At 64.8% G+C, this 15970-nt stretch carries 17 protein-coding genes and 2 tRNA genes; 9 read left to right on the top strand and 10 right to left on the bottom strand.

Going from position 1 to position 15970, the window contains the following annotated elements:
* The first annotated feature begins 11 nt into the window (after positions 1–11).
* The 6 genes from KF857_05870 (at position 12) to KF857_05845 (ending at position 5882) form a co-directional block, all read left to right on the top strand.
* Positions 12–2594, top strand: a complete 2583-nt coding sequence (locus KF857_05870) for a hypothetical protein (GenBank protein ID MBX3111518.1) — start codon at positions 12–14, stop codon at positions 2592–2594.
* A 71-nt stretch (positions 2595–2665) separates the two neighbouring features.
* The gene (locus KF857_05865; GenBank protein ID MBX3111517.1) at positions 2666–3028 is read left to right on the top strand and encodes a hypothetical protein; all 363 of its coding nucleotides are present in this window, start codon (positions 2666–2668) and stop codon (positions 3026–3028) included.
* A gap of 55 nt (positions 3029–3083) precedes the next feature.
* Positions 3084–3160 (top strand) — tRNA-Met (locus KF857_05860).
* Between the two features lie 264 nt (positions 3161–3424).
* Positions 3425–4042: a type IV toxin-antitoxin system AbiEi family antitoxin domain-containing protein gene (locus KF857_05855; protein ID MBX3111516.1), complete on the top strand. Its 618-nt coding sequence runs from the start codon at positions 3425–3427 to the stop codon at positions 4040–4042.
* On the top strand, positions 4039–4902 hold the full coding sequence (locus tag KF857_05850) for a nucleotidyl transferase AbiEii/AbiGii toxin family protein (GenBank protein MBX3111515.1): 864 nt from the start codon (positions 4039–4041) through the stop codon (positions 4900–4902). Before KF857_05855 ends, KF857_05850 begins: the two co-directional genes overlap by 4 nt.
* A gap of 308 nt (positions 4903–5210) precedes the next feature.
* Positions 5211–5882: a hypothetical protein gene (locus KF857_05845; protein ID MBX3111514.1), complete on the top strand. Its 672-nt coding sequence runs from the start codon at positions 5211–5213 to the stop codon at positions 5880–5882.
* Positions 5883–5891: 9 nt separating this feature from the next.
* Here KF857_05845 and KF857_05840 read toward each other — a convergent pair whose 3' ends face one another.
* From KF857_05840 to KF857_05820, 5 genes are read right to left on the bottom strand one after another with little or no spacing between them, the layout of a single operon-like run.
* On the bottom strand, positions 5892–6149 hold the full coding sequence (locus KF857_05840) for a hypothetical protein (GenBank protein ID MBX3111513.1): 258 nt from the start codon (positions 6147–6149) through the stop codon (positions 5892–5894).
* Between the two features lie 38 nt (positions 6150–6187).
* Entirely contained in the window at positions 6188–6664 is a 477-nt protein-coding gene (hisI, locus tag KF857_05835) for a phosphoribosyl-AMP cyclohydrolase (protein ID MBX3111512.1), read from the bottom strand.
* Positions 6665–6713: 49 nt separating this feature from the next.
* A complete protein-coding gene (locus tag KF857_05830; GenBank protein ID MBX3111511.1) occupies positions 6714–7169 on the bottom strand; it encodes a hypothetical protein in 456 nt (151 codons plus the stop codon).
* On the bottom strand, positions 7166–8323 hold the full coding sequence (locus KF857_05825) for a hypothetical protein (protein ID MBX3111510.1): 1158 nt from the start codon (positions 8321–8323) through the stop codon (positions 7166–7168). The genes KF857_05830 and KF857_05825 overlap by 4 nt, the downstream gene beginning before the upstream one ends.
* Positions 8301–8939, bottom strand: a complete 639-nt coding sequence (locus KF857_05820; protein MBX3111509.1) for a VanZ family protein — start codon at positions 8937–8939, stop codon at positions 8301–8303. Before KF857_05820 ends, KF857_05825 begins: the two co-directional genes overlap by 23 nt.
* 33 nt (positions 8940–8972) lie before the next feature.
* Between KF857_05820 and surE the strand changes: the two genes are divergently transcribed.
* Positions 8973–9740 carry a 5'/3'-nucleotidase SurE gene (surE, locus tag KF857_05815; GenBank protein ID MBX3111508.1) on the top strand — a complete coding sequence of 256 codons (768 nt, stop codon included), beginning with the start codon at positions 8973–8975 and terminating at the stop codon, positions 9738–9740.
* On the opposite strand, the gene ppk1 is transcribed toward surE, so the two are convergent.
* From ppk1 to KF857_05795, 4 genes are all read right to left on the bottom strand, one after another.
* Positions 9741–11834, bottom strand: coding sequence for a polyphosphate kinase 1 (ppk1, locus tag KF857_05810; GenBank protein MBX3111507.1), 2094 nt, complete (start codon positions 11832–11834; stop codon positions 9741–9743).
* Complete coding sequence (locus KF857_05805; GenBank protein MBX3111506.1) at positions 11819–12730, bottom strand: hypothetical protein; 912 nt, start codon at positions 12728–12730, stop codon at positions 11819–11821. The genes ppk1 and KF857_05805 overlap by 16 nt, the downstream gene beginning before the upstream one ends.
* A gap of 2 nt (positions 12731–12732) precedes the next feature.
* Positions 12733–13131 carry a hypothetical protein gene (locus KF857_05800; protein ID MBX3111505.1) on the bottom strand — a complete coding sequence of 133 codons (399 nt, stop codon included), beginning with the start codon at positions 13129–13131 and terminating at the stop codon, positions 12733–12735.
* Between the two features lie 9 nt (positions 13132–13140).
* Positions 13141–13228: transfer RNA gene (locus tag KF857_05795), tRNA-Ser, on the bottom strand.
* 145 nt (positions 13229–13373) lie between these two features.
* Between KF857_05795 and KF857_05790 the strand changes: the two genes are divergently transcribed.
* Together KF857_05790 and KF857_05785 are read left to right on the top strand one after the other, a co-directional pair.
* Complete coding sequence (locus KF857_05790; GenBank protein MBX3111504.1) at positions 13374–14381, top strand: deoxyguanosinetriphosphate triphosphohydrolase; 1008 nt, start codon at positions 13374–13376, stop codon at positions 14379–14381.
* Positions 14382–14452: 71 nt separating this feature from the next.
* Positions 14453–14890: a hypothetical protein gene (locus KF857_05785; GenBank protein MBX3111503.1), complete on the top strand. Its 438-nt coding sequence runs from the start codon at positions 14453–14455 to the stop codon at positions 14888–14890.
* On the opposite strand, the gene KF857_05780 is transcribed toward KF857_05785, so the two are convergent.
* The gene (locus tag KF857_05780) at positions 14887–15945 is read right to left on the bottom strand and encodes a glycosyltransferase family 4 protein (protein MBX3111502.1); all 1059 of its coding nucleotides are present in this window, start codon (positions 15943–15945) and stop codon (positions 14887–14889) included. The two genes, KF857_05785 and KF857_05780, sit on opposite strands and share 4 nt — an antisense overlap.
* Positions 15946–15970 lie beyond the last annotated feature (25 nt).

Genomic DNA, 15970 nt, shown 5'->3' with positions numbered 1-15970 from the left:
TGCCGCCCTGCATGGATCCCTTCGACGAGGAGCGTCCCGAACTGTCAGGGAGCCTGGTTTCCATCGAGTTCGGCCCCGGAGGCAGGATCCAGCAACTGTGGGCCAGCGACCCTGGCCTGCCCGAAGAAGGCGAAGACTTCCAGTTCGTCCTGCCCCCGCTTCAGTTTGGCGAGGAGTCGGCGGACGACTACCTGCCCGGCACGATCCTGATCGGGGCGCGCACCAACCCCGACGACCATTGGGTCGTCAGCCGTAACGGCCAAGCCAAGCAACTCTTGGACATCGACTCGGAGAGCTTCGACCCCACCAAGGTCGCCTACGAGTACACCTTCCCGTTCCTTGACGACATCAAGGCGACGGGGAAGTTCTATGAGATCGCCGACACCGTGCCTCAGATTTGTTGGGACCTCGAGATCAAGAACGCCGGGCGGATCAGCATCGAGATCGGCGAACTCGGGTTCCCCCTCGCGTTCAACAACCTGTACGAGGGGTTCGGTTGGTCCGACGAGCAACTCAAGAAGCTGTGGCAAAGCCGGGTCTACATCCACAAGTTCATCGGCGGGGCGGCCAGCTGGCTGTTCGCCCAGCGGATGACGGCGGAGACTCCCGGGCTCCTTGTCTTTCCCGGCGAGGGGACCAGTTGGGAGTTCTATAACCACGTCCGCAGCAGCCTGAACACGCCCTACCAGTGGGAGGGCATCCCGGTGGTCTATGCCCACAGCAAGGCGACGATCGAACGGGAAGAGTGGCCGACGTGGTTCAACGAGCACTCGTCGCTGATCCTGGAGCCCGGCGACAGCCGAAACTTTCAGATGCGGTTTGTCCCGACGGAGAGTGACAAGCAGGACGGCGTGAACCCGACTTTGGCGGCATGCGGCCGGCCGACCGTGCGCCTGTTACCCAGCGCGGTCGCGCCCATCGACGTCGGCATCGGGGTCGAGGTGGCCGGAGTCGCGCCGAAGCGGTTTTGGGTCAGCCGTGCCGCCGAGACCGAGGTGGACACCGACGAGGAAGGCGGGTTCTGCTTCGTGCGGCCGACCGAGCCCGGGCCGATCACGGTCAGCTTTCGCGACAACTCGGACAAGATGTGCCACGCCCACCTGATGGTGACGGAGCCGGTCAGGGCCCTGATCAAGAAACGGGCGGCCTGGATCGCCCAGCACCAGATCGTCGACGACCCCAGCAGCCCGCTCCACCACGCCGTCGTCCTGACCAACATCGCGACCGGCGACCAGGTGACGGCGGAGGAGGAGTACCAGGAGTCAAGCGGCCTGGAATGTGCCATGGCGGACGCCCTCTTCTTGGCCGAAAAGAACACGATCTATCCCGACCGGGCTGAGATCAGGGCCCTGGACGCCTTTGTCCGCGACTTCCTGCAGGACGACGTCCAGAACCCGGGTGACCACGCCGTCGGCAGCGTACTTTCGGCGGCGGGCGGCAGCAGTTACTTTGGCCGGCCGCTGAACTATCCCCACGTGTTCAACCTGTACCACTCGATGTTCCGGGTGGCCAGCACCTACGGCGAGACGGAGAAGCGACCCGAGGACTACCTGCGGGCGGCTCTGCAGACCGCCCTCGCGATGTTCCAGTACGGGTGGCGGTTGTACGTCCGCACCGTCGGCGTCCTCGGCTTCGCCCGCATCTACGACCTTCTCGACGACCTTCGTGCCAACGGGATGGAGGCCGAGGCCGAGGAGTTGCAGTCATGTGTCGATTTCAAGGCCAAGGAGTTGATGAAGCAGAAGTATCCGTATGCCGGCGAGACCGTCATGGACACCAGCGGCTTCGAGGAAGTCTTCGCCGCGGCGCGGTACCTGGCCGACGACGACCACCTGGAGCGCACGGCCCGGTGTGCCTTCGCCGCTCGGTCGATGGCGCCGAGCTGGTGGTGGTACGGCAGCGACAAGCGTTGCTGGGACGGCGGTGACTCGACCCCGCTGAAGGCCCTGGTCGACCGGGGCGAGGCCTGCCTGTCCCAGACCGTGATCCCCAACTCCCTGATCTTCTTCGGCATGATGGACCGCGACTACTTGGCCCTTCCCGACGCCTACATGAGGATGGCCTTTGGCGGGATGCTGGGGCCGTGGGCGCTGGTCCGCCACGACGGCGCGGCCAGCATGTGCTACTGCCCCGACCACTCGTCGCAACAGGCCGGGTTCAACGCCTTCACTGGTGCCGGAGGGTTGGGCTACTACCATTACCTGCGCGGCACCGGAGCTTACGTCCTGCCCAACCGCGAGCAAGGGGTCTACACGTTTGGGTGCCACTACGGTCTGGTCGACGCGGTGCACACGGTCACCCCGTGGGACGGCGTCGGACGCCGCGTCGTGATGCGGCAGATCGGGGCTGAGTTCCATCTCGGCTTCGGGTGCTTCGAAGAGGTGCGGCTGGACGAGCGTAAACGCTGGTTCGAGGCCACCGTCGACAACCCGAGCGACAAGGCGGTGGACGCCGTCCTCCGGGTCCGGGGCCTGTGGGGGGCGGAGGTCGAGGTCGAGGGGCAGCGAGTCAGGACCAGCGACGGCTGGGCGGTCGTGACCATCAGACTGGCGGCGGGGGCCAAGACCACCGTCAAGGGCAGGGTCGTCTCGTGAGGTTCCGGGCCGGTTGTTCCATGGTGGGTAGAGCGACGTCAATGCCGGTGGGCGGCTGGTAGAGTTCGCATATGGGCCAGATTCCAGAGTGGTGGCTGACCGCGTCGGGGGCGTTCTTTGTCCTTGGCTCGGCCGCGACCCTCGTCTCCGTCGTCGCCCTGGCGTATTTGATCAAGGTCCTCGCTGACTTGAGGCACGCGACGCTGGCCTTGGGCGCCCGGGTCGAGAAGTTGACGGAGAAGGTCGACGGCATCGCCGAACAAGTCCGGACGGTCACCACGGAGGTCGGCGCGCGGACCACCGGCATCGTCCGATTGGTGGACGAGGTCGCGGGCCCGGCCGTCCAGATTGTCGAGCGGTTCGCCCCGCTCCTCATGGGCCTCGCCGCAGTCGGGAAGATCTTCGCGGCGTACCGCACCCGCCGCCGGGCCTGACCGGCCGGTGGTCCCACACCTCGCCCCGGACAAGGGGGTACAACACCGGAGCTATCGCGGGGTGGAGCAGTCCGGTAGCTCGTCGGGCTCATAACCCGGAGGTCGCAGGTTCAAATCCTGCCCCCGCACCCATCTTTTCCGTTGTTTCGAACCCTTGAGGTTCGGAACAGGAAAACAGAGAGATGGAGACCACTGCTCTTTGCTTTTCGCGCATCTCCACGCGCTGAATTAAGCCTCGCAAGATGACCTGCTTCTGATCATCATCGGCTTGCTCCAACAGGCCAAGGGCCGTGGCCCACACTGCTTGCACTTGTTGTGCCGTTCGCGCACGGTTTCGCCTCATGCACGTCCCTTAAGGTTCCGAGCTGTGTTCCGAAACGTAGATAGGGAAGTACAATGATCGACGAAATGGAACATAAGGGGAATGCCGAGGCTCTGGTGAAATTCGTGACAGAGCGTGGAGTAGCCCGAACTCGCGACATCGTCGATGCAGGCTTTCCCCGAGTGATGCTAACTCGACTTGTCAGAAACGGAGAGCTTCAGCGTCTTGGACGAGGACTATACGCATCTGCGGACCACCCCCTGACCGAATGGCACGATCTCGCTGAAGTTGCGAAGGCCATCCCGTCAGCGGTGGTGGCCCTCATCTCAGCGCTTGCATTCCATGAGATCGGCACACAGGTTCCTCATGAGATTTGGATAGCCCTGCCAGACGGGGCAAGAAAACCAACGTATCACCACAGGCTCCGCGTTACGCGACTCTCGGAACCGTACCTGTCTGCTGGAGTGGAAGTGCATCAAATCGAAGGCGTACCAGTTCGGGTCTTCGGCGCAGCCAAGACGGTCGCTGACTGCTTTCGCCTGCGGTCCAAGGTCGGATACGATGTGGCTGTCGAGGCACTTAGGGAAGGCTGGCGGCTTCGGAAGTTCACGCTCGACGAACTGACCCACTTCGGCAAGCTCAACCGAGTTGATCGGATCATGCGTCCCTACATCGAGGCGATTACGGCATGAAACCAGCTCCGTCCAACGTCTCCGCCTCGATATTGGCTCGCCTCAAGAACGAAGCCGCGAAGAACTCGGAGCCGTTCAACCCACTGCTCGCGAGATATGTCGGGTTTCGGCTGCTTTACAGGCTGTCGATCTCACCGTATCGCGATCAGTTCCTTGTCAAAGGCGCAACGATGTTCCTGTTCTGGACAGGCTCTGCACATCGTCCAACACGCGATCTCGACCTCCTATCTCTCACAAATTCTGACCTTGACGAGCTCCGAGACCTCTTCGTAAATATCTGCGAAATTGACTGCGCTGAGGACGGAGTCGTCTTTGATTCACATTCGGTTACTTCCGAGCTGATTCGCGAAGAGCAGGCATATGTGGGGGCGAGAATCAAGTTGGTTGGCTACCTGGGCACCGCCCGTATTCCGCTTCAAATCGACGTTGGCCTAGGCGATGCTGTGACGCCTGGCCCAGTGGAGATCATCATCCCAGGCATTGTCTCTACGGTGCCTGAGGCACGGATTCACGGTTACCCTGTCGAAACAGCCATTGCAGAGAAGTTTCACGCGATCGTGGTGCTTGGATTGAACAACAGTCGCATGAAGGACTACTTCGACGTGGCCATGCTGGCTAGTTCTATGGCCATCGATGCAGACACTCTCCGAAGGGCTGTTGAGGCTACATTTCGCTGCCGCAAGACTGAACTTCCCACCGAGGTGCCGATCTGCTTCAAGCAGGAGTTTGCAAGCGATCCTCAAGTGAGCATTCGATGGCGCGCGTTCGTCCGAAAGAACGACATCACCGCGCCCTTTGACGATCTTGATTTCATTCAATCCCAAATGCGTGGACTGCTGCTGCCAACCCTTGACCATTGAGGCTCGGCTCTGTCTCAGGCGTCCCCAAAAGACGACGGGCAGCCATCAGCGCCGTGAAGAGGAGTATCATTCGTTTCGTCGAATTCGGTTGCTTCGATGGCCTTTCAAGCGCCGCTCGTCACCGAACCGCGGAATCTGAACCTCCAGCACGATGGGGCGATAGTTCGGAGCAGTTGAACTTTGGGCACCCATCTTCCAAGCCGCCGAAAGGCGGCTTTCTCTTTATCGCCGGCACTTGCCGACCGATTGCCAGTGCCAGCACGCACACCAGCATCTGGTAATTCTAACGACCCCGGCAAAACCCCTATGTGGAATCCAACAGGTACATGGGTGGGCGAAAGTGGGTCAAGGGTGTCCTGACCGGTCTGGCGGGGGCGGCGACGGGGGTGGCATGTGCCTTTCCCACCGGTCTGATGGTCATCCCGATCGCCGACATCTTGGGCCATGGGGAGGTGCTCTACCTGTACGGTTTCGTGGGCAACGAGCGGAACATCGACAAGGGGTACCTGCACAGCCACGGTGTCGAAATCGGCTTGGCCGACCGGTTCGAGGTTGGGTTTGACAACGACTTGCGGGGAGCCACGACGCTCAACGCGAAGGTGCTGCTGCTCGACGACAAGAAGGACGGTCGGTACGCCCTGAGCTTCGGCCTCCTCAACCTGGGTGACCGCTCGGGCGACATGTACCTGGTCGGTCGGTACAACCTCAGCCCCACGTGCCGCCTCCACGCCGGGTACATGCAAACGGGCGACAACCGGTTGATCGCCGGGGCCGACGGCCCTGTGCCCTGGAAGCGGATGGCCGACTGCACCTGGTCGGTCGAGCACATATCGGGCGAGGGGTCGCAGACGTGGTTCTCGCTCAGTGTCCCGGTCAAGCAGGTGCCCGGGTTGTCGGCGATGGTCGGCGTGGGATTCCCGGGGCAGAAAGCCACCGGCATCCAGCACAGCCTCGTCGTGTCCTATGGGTTCCGGATCTAGCCGGGCCGGTCAGGGGCGGGACAGGCGACCGTCGACCATGCGGACGGTGTCGCCGACCTGGTAGGCCGGCCTCAGCGGGCGGAACCGGTCGTGCCTAATATCGTCGATGCGGACAGACAGAGTCCGCCCGTCGGCGGCCCGGAGGGTGACGTCGGTGAAGACACGGTTGCCCAGCCTTCCCGTAAAGACCTTGGTCTCCTTGACGGCGACGACGGTGAGGTCCGGGGTGACGGACGAGGCGGGCACTGGGGTGACGAACCAGAACATCCTGTCTGACAACCTACACAAACCGTGCCAAGCCCGGGTCAGAGCTTGGTCGGATTCGGCGCGTCACCGTAGACGGCCTTGGGGTCGAACACCTTTTCGGTCTCCTCAAAGGCCAATTCGCCACCCGTCTTGGAGCCGAACGGCACCGAGCGGTAGAAGCATGACCGGTAGCCGACGTGGCAACTGGCCCCGCCCTGCACATCGACGCGCAACCAGACGCAGTCTTGGTCGTCGTCGATCCGGATCTCCTTGACAATTTGGACGAGGCCGCTCGTCGCCCCCTTGTGCCAGAGGACGCCCCGGCTCCGGCTCCAGTAGACCGCTTCGCCGAGTTCGATGGTCTTCCGCAACGCCTCCGCGTTCATATAGGCGTGCATGAGGAGCTCGCCGCTGGCGTGGTCGGTCGTGACGACGGGGATCAGTCCGTCCTTGTCGAACTTCGGGGCAAGGGTGCGCCCTTCTTCCACTTCCTCCACCGTCGTGCGCGGGTGGAACAGGCCTGGCTGGGTGTCCATCTGGCCGAAGAGAGTACTCGCGCCGGGGCCGTCGGCCTAAGGCCACCCGTCAGTCTTCGGGGCTCAGGCCTTCGCCGGACAGCCGCCGGCGAAGGGCCTGGCGGAGGGCGTCGTCGGTCTCGGGGTCGAACCGGCGGGCGGATGGCCAGTCATAAAACCAGAACGGCCTCGTCCGCAGCTCGGCCGGTTCGTCGGCGTAGCGAGGGACGATGTGGGCGTGGAGGGCCGGCTCCAGGTTCCCGAGGATTTCGTAGTTGATCCGGACAGCGTCGGTGCAGGCGAGGAGGGCGTCGCCGACGCGGGCCATGTCGGCCAGGAACCGGGCACGCTCGTCGCCGGTGAGGGCGTTCAGGTCGGGCACGACCCGCTCGGGGTACAGCAGGCAATAGCCGGGCAGGACCTGTTGCTCGCCCATCACCACCCATCCACTGGGCACCCGGGCCACCAGGCTGGGGTGGGTGCCGTTTTCGCAGGCCTCGACAAAGCGATGGATGGCGGTGGTCATGGTTCCATGATGGCGCGGGCCGCGTCCCATGTCGCCTTCCGTGGGACTCGGGGGTCGTCCAGGACCTTGGGGTCGAACGGGGACCGGGCTGACGCGGTGTCCCAAGACCGGTAGTGGAAGGCGAGGCCCAGCGGCGAGGCATCGGCCGGGGGCGTGTCTGGCGAGGTATGGCCACCCGGTGCGAGGAACGCGACCTCGGTCGGTGACTCTGGCGTGCCTGTCCAGGCGTCGGCAAGCTCCCGTGAGAGCATGTCGAGAGCCCACGCACCCTCGTCGAGCCGACCGTGACGCTGGACTTCGTCGAAGCCGGGGAACACCACGATGTGGAGCCTGCCGTCGGGACGCACCTGCCGCAATGCAAGCTCGCTGGCGAACAGGCCGCGCCGAAAGGCGGCGCGGTGGGCATGCTGGTACCCGACCAGGCGGGCGAGACCGTCAAGGCGGATGCTGGCGCTGTGGACGACGGCAGGCTCGCCACGGCGAAGGCCCAGGTTCGGCACGGCGGTACGGAACCCGAAGCCCCAGGGCCAGAGAAGGTTGAGCTTCGGGGCCCCCTCACCCTCCCGTCGACGGTTGGCCTCAAGGCCGTCCAAGAGGTTGACCGAGTCGTCGATGAAGCGCCGAAGCAGAGTCTCACCGTCTCCTTCCGGGAGGTGCCGGCGCACCTGGTCGCCGGCGACATCGGCGGGGCTTGCCACCCCAAGGTCCAGCGAGCCTTCTTCCCACACCAATGCGTGGTCGGTCTGCTCACCGGGCAGGACGGTGAGCCGGGCCGTGTCCAGCCGTCGGGCGGCCTCCATCACTTCGCGGACGTCCCTTTCGTCGAGTGGCGTCGCCACCGTCGAGGCCACGCCGTCGGCGTCCACCGACATCAAGCTCAGGTGGAACTGGACGCTGTCGCCCGGTGGGTCCCGCCGCAAGGCGGCGACGGTGAGCGGGCCGGGTGCCAGTTTGACTTCCCCGGGGGCAAGGCCCAGAAACGCCGACTCAGGCGTGGGCTGGACAGGCAAGGGGTCGAGGCGGCAGACCTCGGCCCGCCCGGCCATCTGCGCCAATGCGGTGGGCAAGGGCACGGCGAACTGGTCGCGCCCTTCCGCCGCCACCAGGTGGGGGGCGACGACGACGAGTCGGTCAGGCCGAAGCGGTCGCACCACGCCTCCGGTCGATCAGCCACACGACGACAAGAAAGGTGACGGCCCCGGCCATGTCGAGGGCGACGTCCCACGCCGATCCTTCGCGGCCGGCGGCGAAATGTTGGCGGAACTCGTCGAAACACGCGAGCGGAAGGGTGAAGGCGACACCTCGCCACAGTCCAGGTGCACCGACGGCCGTGCTCCATCGGTAGGCGGCGAGGGCGGCAAGCCCATAGGCGGAGAAGTGGACACACTTACGCAGACCGACGATCAAATGCCAGGCCTGTTGAGGCGAGATATGGAGCCAGGCGGCGACCACTTCGTGGAGGTGGCCAGGCGACCCCGTCGAGTTGCTCAGCCCGGCCACAAACACGGCGAACGCACTGGCGACCATGAGCCAGAGGTGGGATCCCCTCGCCTCGCCTTGCCTTGCCCGGACCACGGCTATCCCGAAGCCGACCCCGATGAGAACGAGCCATCCCAGGCCTAAGGGAAACCATACCGCGAGGGTGGACAGGACGACCAGCGCGACCAGCGGGGCGACGTACCAGGCCCGCTTACCCCAGACCAGCGCCCAGCACACACCGACACCGCCGGCGGCGCCGGCCGTGACGGCGGTGAGGGTCGGCTGGTCCACAAGTTGATTTTGGACCAGCGGTAGCATTCTGGTATGCGCATCCTCCTCACTAACGACGACGGTATCGACGCGCCGGGACTCCGGGCCCTGGCCGCTGTAGCCCGGAAGTTCGGTGAGGTGAAGGTGGTCGCTCCGGACCGGGAGCGAAGCGCCTGCGGCCATGCGATGACGATCCGCGACCCCCTGCGGGCGAAGACGGTGGAGTACGACGGGTTGGAGGCGATGGTGGTGAACGGGGTCCCGGTGGACTGCGTCAATGTCGCCCTGACCCTGTGCTGGCCCGACGGATGCGACCTGGTCATGAGCGGGTTCAACAACGGGCCCAACCTGGGGTTCGACGTGACCTACTCGGGAACGGTCGCCGGAGCGATGGAGGGGACGATCAACGGCATCCGGTCGCTCAGTCTCAGCATGGTCGCGGCTTTGGAAGACGCCCCCATGCACTACGAGACCGGGGCGGCGTGGCTGGAGGCCAACTGGGGCCTCGTCACCGGCGCGGAGCTGCCCGAAGGGACGTTCCTCAACGTCAATGTTCCCGCCGTCGCCTTGCCCGAAGTCCATGGACACCGGTTCACCCGGATGGGCAAGCGTATTTGGGAGGACCGGGTCGAGGAGCGGAGCGACCCTTGGGGGCGGTCGTACTTTTGGCAAGGTGGGGCCACGATGCTTCGTCCCGAAGAGGAAGGTACCGACGTCAAGGCAGTCGCGGAAGGCTACGTGAGCATCACGCCGGTTCGCATCGACTGGACCGACGAGGCGACCCTAGACCGGCTCGCCGCCTCCGTCGCCGCGACGGTCTAGTCACTTGCCCCGCTTCCGGGGTGGCTCGACGAGGAGCCGGGTCGCCGGCATGTCGCAAAGCGCGGTCTGGGACGAGAACTCTTGCCCGCCTTCGGGGCTCAAGCGGACGTAGCTTCCGTCGGCGCCTAGTTCCCAGGCGTTGGTGTTGTCGCGCAGGGCATAGTCGACGACCATGTCGCGGACGTACTTGATGTGGGCGGGCTCGCGCAAGGGGACGAGCACCTCGGTCCGCCGGTCGAGGTTGCGGCGCATCATGTCTGCGCTACCGACCAAGGCCTCGGGCTCGCCGTCGTTGTCAAAGGAGTAGACCCGGCTGTGTTCGAGGAACCGGCCCACGACAGAGACGACGCGGATCCTTTCGCTGAGGCCGGGGACGCCCGGCCTGAGGCAACAAACGCCACGCACGACAAGGTTGACGTCCACTCCGGCTTGGCTGGCAGAATAGAGGGCGTCGATGACTTCGGGGTCGACGAGGCTGTTGACTTTGATCTCGATCCGCCCCTTGCCCGTCCGCCTGGCGTGGGCTTCTTCCCGCTCGATCCGTTCGATGATGCCCTCACGGAGGTTATGCGGTGCGACGAGCAGGCGCCGGTACTCGGTCTGCTTGCTGTATCCCGTGAGGACGTTAAAGAGTTCGGTGACGTCTTGGGCGATGTCCGGGTCGCAGGTGAAGAGGCCGAGGTCGGTGTAGACGCGGGCTGTGGCCGGGTTGTAGTTGCCCGTGCCGATGTGGACGTAGGTGCGGATGCCCCCGGGGTCTTTGCGGACGACCATGCAGAGCTTGCAATGGACCTTGATCTCCGGCACTCCGTAACTGACATGGACGCCGGCCCGCTCCAGGGCCTTTGACCACACCAGGTTGTTGCTCTCGTCAAAGCGGGCCTTGAGCTCGACCATGACGGCGACCTGCTTGCCTTCTTCCGCGCTCTGGAGCAAGCTTTCGACGATGGGCGACTCCTGTCCGACCCGGTAAAGGGTCTGCTTGACCCCGATCACGTCCCGGTCGACGACGGCGGACCGGACGAACGTCTCGACCGGGGCGAAGCTGTCGTACGGGTGGTGAAGCAGGACGTCGCCCTTGCGGACGGCCTCGAACAGCAGAGGGGCGTCCGCCAGACGCTCGCTGGTCGCCGGGGTGTGGGGCGGAAACTTGAGGGCGGGCCGGTCCAGGGCGGCAAGGTCCCAGAGGAACTCAAGCCCAAGGGCCCCGTCCAGGCGCATGACGTCCTCGGGGTCGAGGTGGAGGCCGGTGGTCAGCACGCCAAGCCAATCGTCGCTGAGTGACGACGAGACCTGGAGGAGGACGGGGTCGCCGAACCGTCGTAGCCGCAGGGACTGCTCGACCATGGTGATCAGGTCGGCGGCCTCCAGTTGGCGGATTTCGATGTCGGCGTCACGGATGACGCGGAACGGATGGCAACCGACGACCTCGACGCCGGGGAACAGGGTGCCCGCCTGGGAGGCCATCAGGTCCTCCAGCATGACGAAGGCCGCTGTCTTGCCCGGTACCCGGACGGTGCGCGGGACGACGGTCGGCACCTTCACCCGGGCCAGCTTCAGCCCGTCGGCGTCCTTGAGCACCACCGCGAGGTTCAGCGAGCGGTTGCTCATAAAGGGGAAGGTGACAGCCGGCTCCACCATGAGCGGCGTGCAAAGGGGGAAGACGTCGCGCGCGAAGTAAGAGGCCAAGGCGGCCTGTTCCTTCGACGACAGGTCGGAGAAAGAAACGATCTTGATGCCGGCTTTGTCCAGGGCCGGACGAAGACCCTCTTCCCAAGCCACGCCGCACCTCCGTCGAAGCTCGCTGGCCCGGACCGAGACGAGGTCGAGTTGCTCGGTGGCGGTCATACCGTCCGGCGTGCGCTCGAGGATGCCGGTGGCCTCCTGCTCGATCAGGCCACTGACCCGCACCATGTAGAACTCGTCCAGGTTGGATTCGAAGATGGAAAGGAACTTGGCCCGCTCGAGCAATGGGTTGGCCTGGTTCTCGCCTTCGGCAAGGACCCGCGCGTTGAACTCAAGCCAACTGGCTTCCCGGTTGATGAACCGGGCGGGCGAGATCCGCAGGTCTTCGGTGCCTATCGTTTCCGCCATCGTCCTTCCTGGTCGTCGGCAAGTTCGAGCACCGCACCTTCGCGCACGCCGTACTCGCTCACGTACATCTTGGTCTGGCCGAACGTGTCCAACACCCCCAGGTAGACCAGTGACCCCGGCAGCAGAGTCTGGGCCCGCTTCAGTTTCACGCTGTACCGGGCCGAGATCGTGGCGGTGGCCAGGCGTGCCGTGTCCCAGGCGAGGTAGCGGATCTCCTCGGCGTCCAACTCTGGGTGACCGTCGGGATGGAGGGCGCGCCACACACCTCGGGCCACCCCGCCGCAGGCGACGATCCGGTCCGGACGGGCAAAGTCGGTGACCTCGCGGAGGGCGTCGGCGACCAATTCCTTGACCCGCCCGATATGGGCAGGGTCGGCCGGTTGACCGATCTGGCTCGCCGCGATCAGCGTGCCGGTGCCGATGGGCAGACTCTTCTCAGCGACGATCTTTCCGTCCCGGCAGTCGGCGACCTGGACGCTGCCCCCTCCGGTCTCGACGAGGACGACGTGGCCGTCGACCGGGCTGTCCACCGACGCCCCCCTTAGGCTCAGTTCGGCCTCACGGGACGGCGACACGACATCGACTTCGATGCCGAGCTTGGTTTTGATCGCGGCAAGCAGACTGTCATGGTTGGCCGCCCGGCGCATCGCCTCGGTCGCGAAGACGTAGAACACCTTGACCCGGTAGTTGTTCGCCGTCTCCTTGAACGCCCTGAGGGTCGCAATCAGGCGGTCGGCGTCCTTCTTCGGGATATGCCCCTCGCGTTTGACGACCTCGCCGAGCGAAAGCCACTCCGACTCGTTGACAATGCGTCGTAGCCCGGTCGGGGTGACGTCGGCGACCAGCAGGTGGGCGGTGTTACTCCCGATGTCAGCGGCCGCGACCAGTGTCCCCACGTCTAGCCCCGGGCCTCAAGCAGGACGTCATGGCCGATGTAGAAGTGGTGCGAACGGGTGCCCGGCTTCGCCCAGACGAGGCCGCGGGGGACGTCTGGCCAGACGAACGCGGCGACGGCCTGGGCGTCTTCGACGGGGACTTCACCGCCGTCGATCCGGCTGACGATGAGGTGGAGCAAGTCGTCTTCGCCTTCCAACTGGTAGCGGAACTCGCCGGCGTGCCCGCCAAAGGGATTGGGTTCCGACCCCACGGCGAGAAGGGCGGCGTGTTCTTCGGGTACGGAGAGTTCTGGATCGAACGCAGGGAGCTTCACCGTCTCCAGGTTTCGGACGGCCGCAAGGAGGGCGGCGACGACCTCGTCGCGCCGGGCAACGTCTTCACCGTCGGGATTGAAAGACATCACGTTTTCTGGCGGAGCGGGTGGGATTCGAACCCACGATACGTTGCCGTATACACGATTTCCAATCGTGCTCCTTCGACCACTCGGACACCGCTCCCCGTGTCTGCCTGACGATTATGGTCGGTCGGGCGGGGTCGCGACCAGACCTTCCCGGATGCCCGGGCCTGTTTCGCCTGTCGCCGAGCGTCAAATGCCGGCCCGCCAGCGTCTCTTGAAGCGTCGTGGCGGGAAGTATTCGGCAAATGGTGGAGGCGCGCGAGCGCGAATACCTTTCGCCTTTCGCCACCTGTGCCGGTGACAGCGCCGGTCGACCGCGGGAGGAGGAGCCGGACCCGGTCCGCACCGCCTTTCAGCGCGACCGGGACCGCGTGCTCCACTCCAAGCCCTTCCGACGGCTCAAACACAAGACCCAAGTGTTCATCGAGCCCCGTGGCGACCACTACCGCACCCGGCTCACCCACTCGTTGGAGGTGGCCCAGATTTCGCGGACAGTGGGGCGGGCGCTCCGCCTCAACGAGGACTTGATCGAGGCGGTCGCCCTCGCCCACGACGTCGGGCACCCCCCGTTTGGCCACGCCGGCGAGCACGCCCTGGACGAGACGATCAGGGAGGCCGTCCCCGGGCATCCAGGATTCCGGCACGACGTACATTCCTTGCGGGTGGTGGACGTCTTGGCCGACCTCAACCTGACCTATGAGACGCGGGCGGGGATCGGCGGGCACAGCAAGGGACGGAAGGACTTGGAGCCGAGCGACGGCGAGCCGACATCGACTCTGGAGGCGGCGGTCGTCCGGATCTGCGACCGGATCGCCTACCTTAACCATGACCTTGACGACGCTCTCCGGAGCGGTCTGGTGTCGTCGGTGCCCGCCGAGTTCTTGCGCTTGGGCACGTCGCACGGCAAACGGGTCTCGTCGATGGTCTTCGACCTCATTGACAACTCACTCGACCAACCGGCCGTGCGGCTCAGCGACGACATGGCCGGGCAGATGAACTCCCTCAAGGAATGGCTCTACGAGAACGTCTATCTCCTGAAGCCGCACCCGGCCGACCAAATCGCTAAGGCCCAGAGAATGGTGAGGGACCTGCTACTGCACTACCTTCGGCCCGGGGCACTCCCCGCGGGTTTCGAAGGGGTCCAGGGGGCGCTGGACTACGTCGCCGGAATGACCGACCGGTTCGCGATCTCGACTTATGTCCGGCTCTTTGTCCCCACCGAGTTCAGCGACATCGTGGCCGTCGTCTGCTGAACGGTGGAATTTGGCCCTAGACACGGAACACTACGAAACTATCAGGGCGTCCCGACGTTGTACTCAGTGTCATGAGGGCGATCCTGAACTTTCTGGCAATGATGCTGGCGTCGCTGTCCAGCCACCTGGGAGGTGGCAGTATGGACACGCCGACGACGGTCGCGCCCGCCCCTCAGACCGTGGCGGCAAGCAGTCCTCTGGCCGCCAAGCCCCCTTCGCTTCTGCCGAACCTGAACGGTGCCTTGGCCGCCCTGCCCGTTTCTAACATGCTGGTCGCCTATTCTGCGCCGGCTCCCGAGCCTGTCGTGGTTGTCCGGTATGTCCAGCCTACGGTGAAGTTGAGGAGCACGTCCGCGAAGCGCGGCCATGAGTTCCCCATGGAAGACATTGTCGCCATGGTGCCCGACGAGGCCCGTGCGAAGGTCGAGGCATCGCTTGAGGTCGCCCGCAGGCAGTTGCGCGAGCTGAAGGCGTCGGCGCCGGCCGACTTCGACGGTTTCGAAGACTAAAGGCCGGCCGCCTTGCAATAGACCGCTTCCAGACGCTCGACCATTTGGTCGAGCGTGAACTTTTCGCGGATCAGTTGTTCGGCGTTCGCCCCCATCCGACGGCGCTCGTCGTCGTGGGTGAGCATGAAATCCATTCCCTTGTAGAGGCTCTCTGGGGTGTTGTCGACGAGGAGGCCGGTCTCGTGGGGGATGATGAGCTCGCCCAAGGCACCGACGTTGCTGGCGACCACCGGGCGCCCCCGGGCCATGCATTCGATGACGGCCAGTCCGAATGACTCCATGACGCTGGGCAGGATGGAAAAGTGCATCGCGTCAAACAGTCGGGGGACGTCCTCACGGTTTCCCGTGAAGGTGACTCGGCTCTCAATCCCAAGCCGGGCGACCTCGTCCTGGACAATCTTGGGGTAGTCGCCGACCTGGCGCCCGACGAAGAGGAGGTGGGCCTCAGGGTGGCGGTCGAGCACCCGGGGCATCGCGGCGACCGCGATCCCGTGCCCCTTCTCTTCGGCGACCCGGCCGACGAGGCCGACCAACTGCCGTTCGGGCGGCAGACCAAACTCCTCGTGCACAGGGTCTCCCGAGACGAACGGGACGTCGCTGAAATCGGTCCCGTTATAGACGACGTCGATGTACCTGTCTTGGACGCCCTGTCCGCGCAGGACGCCACGGATGAAGTTGCTGACGGCGACCAAACGGTTGTGGCGGTGGGCGCAAAACTTGTAGACCGGCTCTCGGGTCTCCACGTGGACGGTCGAGACGAGGGGGACGCCTTTCAGCGTGCCGACGACGAGCCCCAGGTATGTCGCCCGGCTGAGGTGGGCGTGGATGACGTCGAACTTCTTCCGACCGACCACTTTGGCGATATGGGCGATCGCCGAGGCACCCCACTTGACCCGCATGTCGACGGGATGGCAGGTGATGCCGGCTTCTTCCAGTTCCCGGAGCATCCAGTCGATTTGCGGACAGACCACCTCGACGTGGTGGCCGTCGCGGGCCAGTCTCTTGCTGACGACAATCGTCTGACGCTCCGCGCCAGAAGTGGCCGAACTTGACACCACTTGAAGGACGCGAAGACGTGGC

Source organism: Fimbriimonadaceae bacterium, from assembly GCA_019638795.1.
In the GTDB taxonomy this organism is placed as follows: Bacteria; Armatimonadota; Fimbriimonadia; order Fimbriimonadales; family Fimbriimonadaceae; genus JAHBTB01.
This window is presented reverse-complemented; position numbering and strand designations above follow the sequence as displayed.

Excerpts from the sequence above, each read along its gene's own strand:
- KF857_05870 (MBX3111518.1), top strand. The coding sequence starts at position 12 with ATGGATCCCTTCGACGAGGAGCGTCCCGAACTGTCAGGGAGCCTGGTT.
- KF857_05865 (MBX3111517.1), top strand. The coding sequence starts at position 2,666 with ATGGGCCAGATTCCAGAGTGGTGGCTGACCGCGTCGGGGGCGTTCTTT.
- KF857_05855 (MBX3111516.1), top strand. The coding sequence starts at position 3,425 with ATGATCGACGAAATGGAACATAAGGGGAATGCCGAGGCTCTGGTGAAA.
- KF857_05850 (MBX3111515.1), top strand. The coding sequence starts at position 4,039 with ATGAAACCAGCTCCGTCCAACGTCTCCGCCTCGATATTGGCTCGCCTC.
- KF857_05840 (MBX3111513.1), bottom strand. The coding sequence starts at position 6,149 with ATGTTCTGGTTCGTCACCCCAGTGCCCGCCTCGTCCGTCACCCCGGAC.
- hisI (MBX3111512.1), bottom strand. The coding sequence starts at position 6,664 with ATGGACACCCAGCCAGGCCTGTTCCACCCGCGCACGACGGTGGAGGAA.
- KF857_05830 (MBX3111511.1), bottom strand. The coding sequence starts at position 7,169 with ATGACCACCGCCATCCATCGCTTTGTCGAGGCCTGCGAAAACGGCACC.
- surE (MBX3111508.1), top strand. The coding sequence starts at position 8,973 with ATGCGCATCCTCCTCACTAACGACGACGGTATCGACGCGCCGGGACTC.
- ppk1 (MBX3111507.1), bottom strand. The coding sequence starts at position 11,834 with ATGGCGGAAACGATAGGCACCGAAGACCTGCGGATCTCGCCCGCCCGG.
- KF857_05800 (MBX3111505.1), bottom strand. The coding sequence starts at position 13,131 with ATGTCTTTCAATCCCGACGGTGAAGACGTTGCCCGGCGCGACGAGGTC.
- KF857_05790 (MBX3111504.1), top strand. The coding sequence starts at position 13,374 with ATGGTGGAGGCGCGCGAGCGCGAATACCTTTCGCCTTTCGCCACCTGT.
- KF857_05785 (MBX3111503.1), top strand. The coding sequence starts at position 14,453 with ATGAGGGCGATCCTGAACTTTCTGGCAATGATGCTGGCGTCGCTGTCC.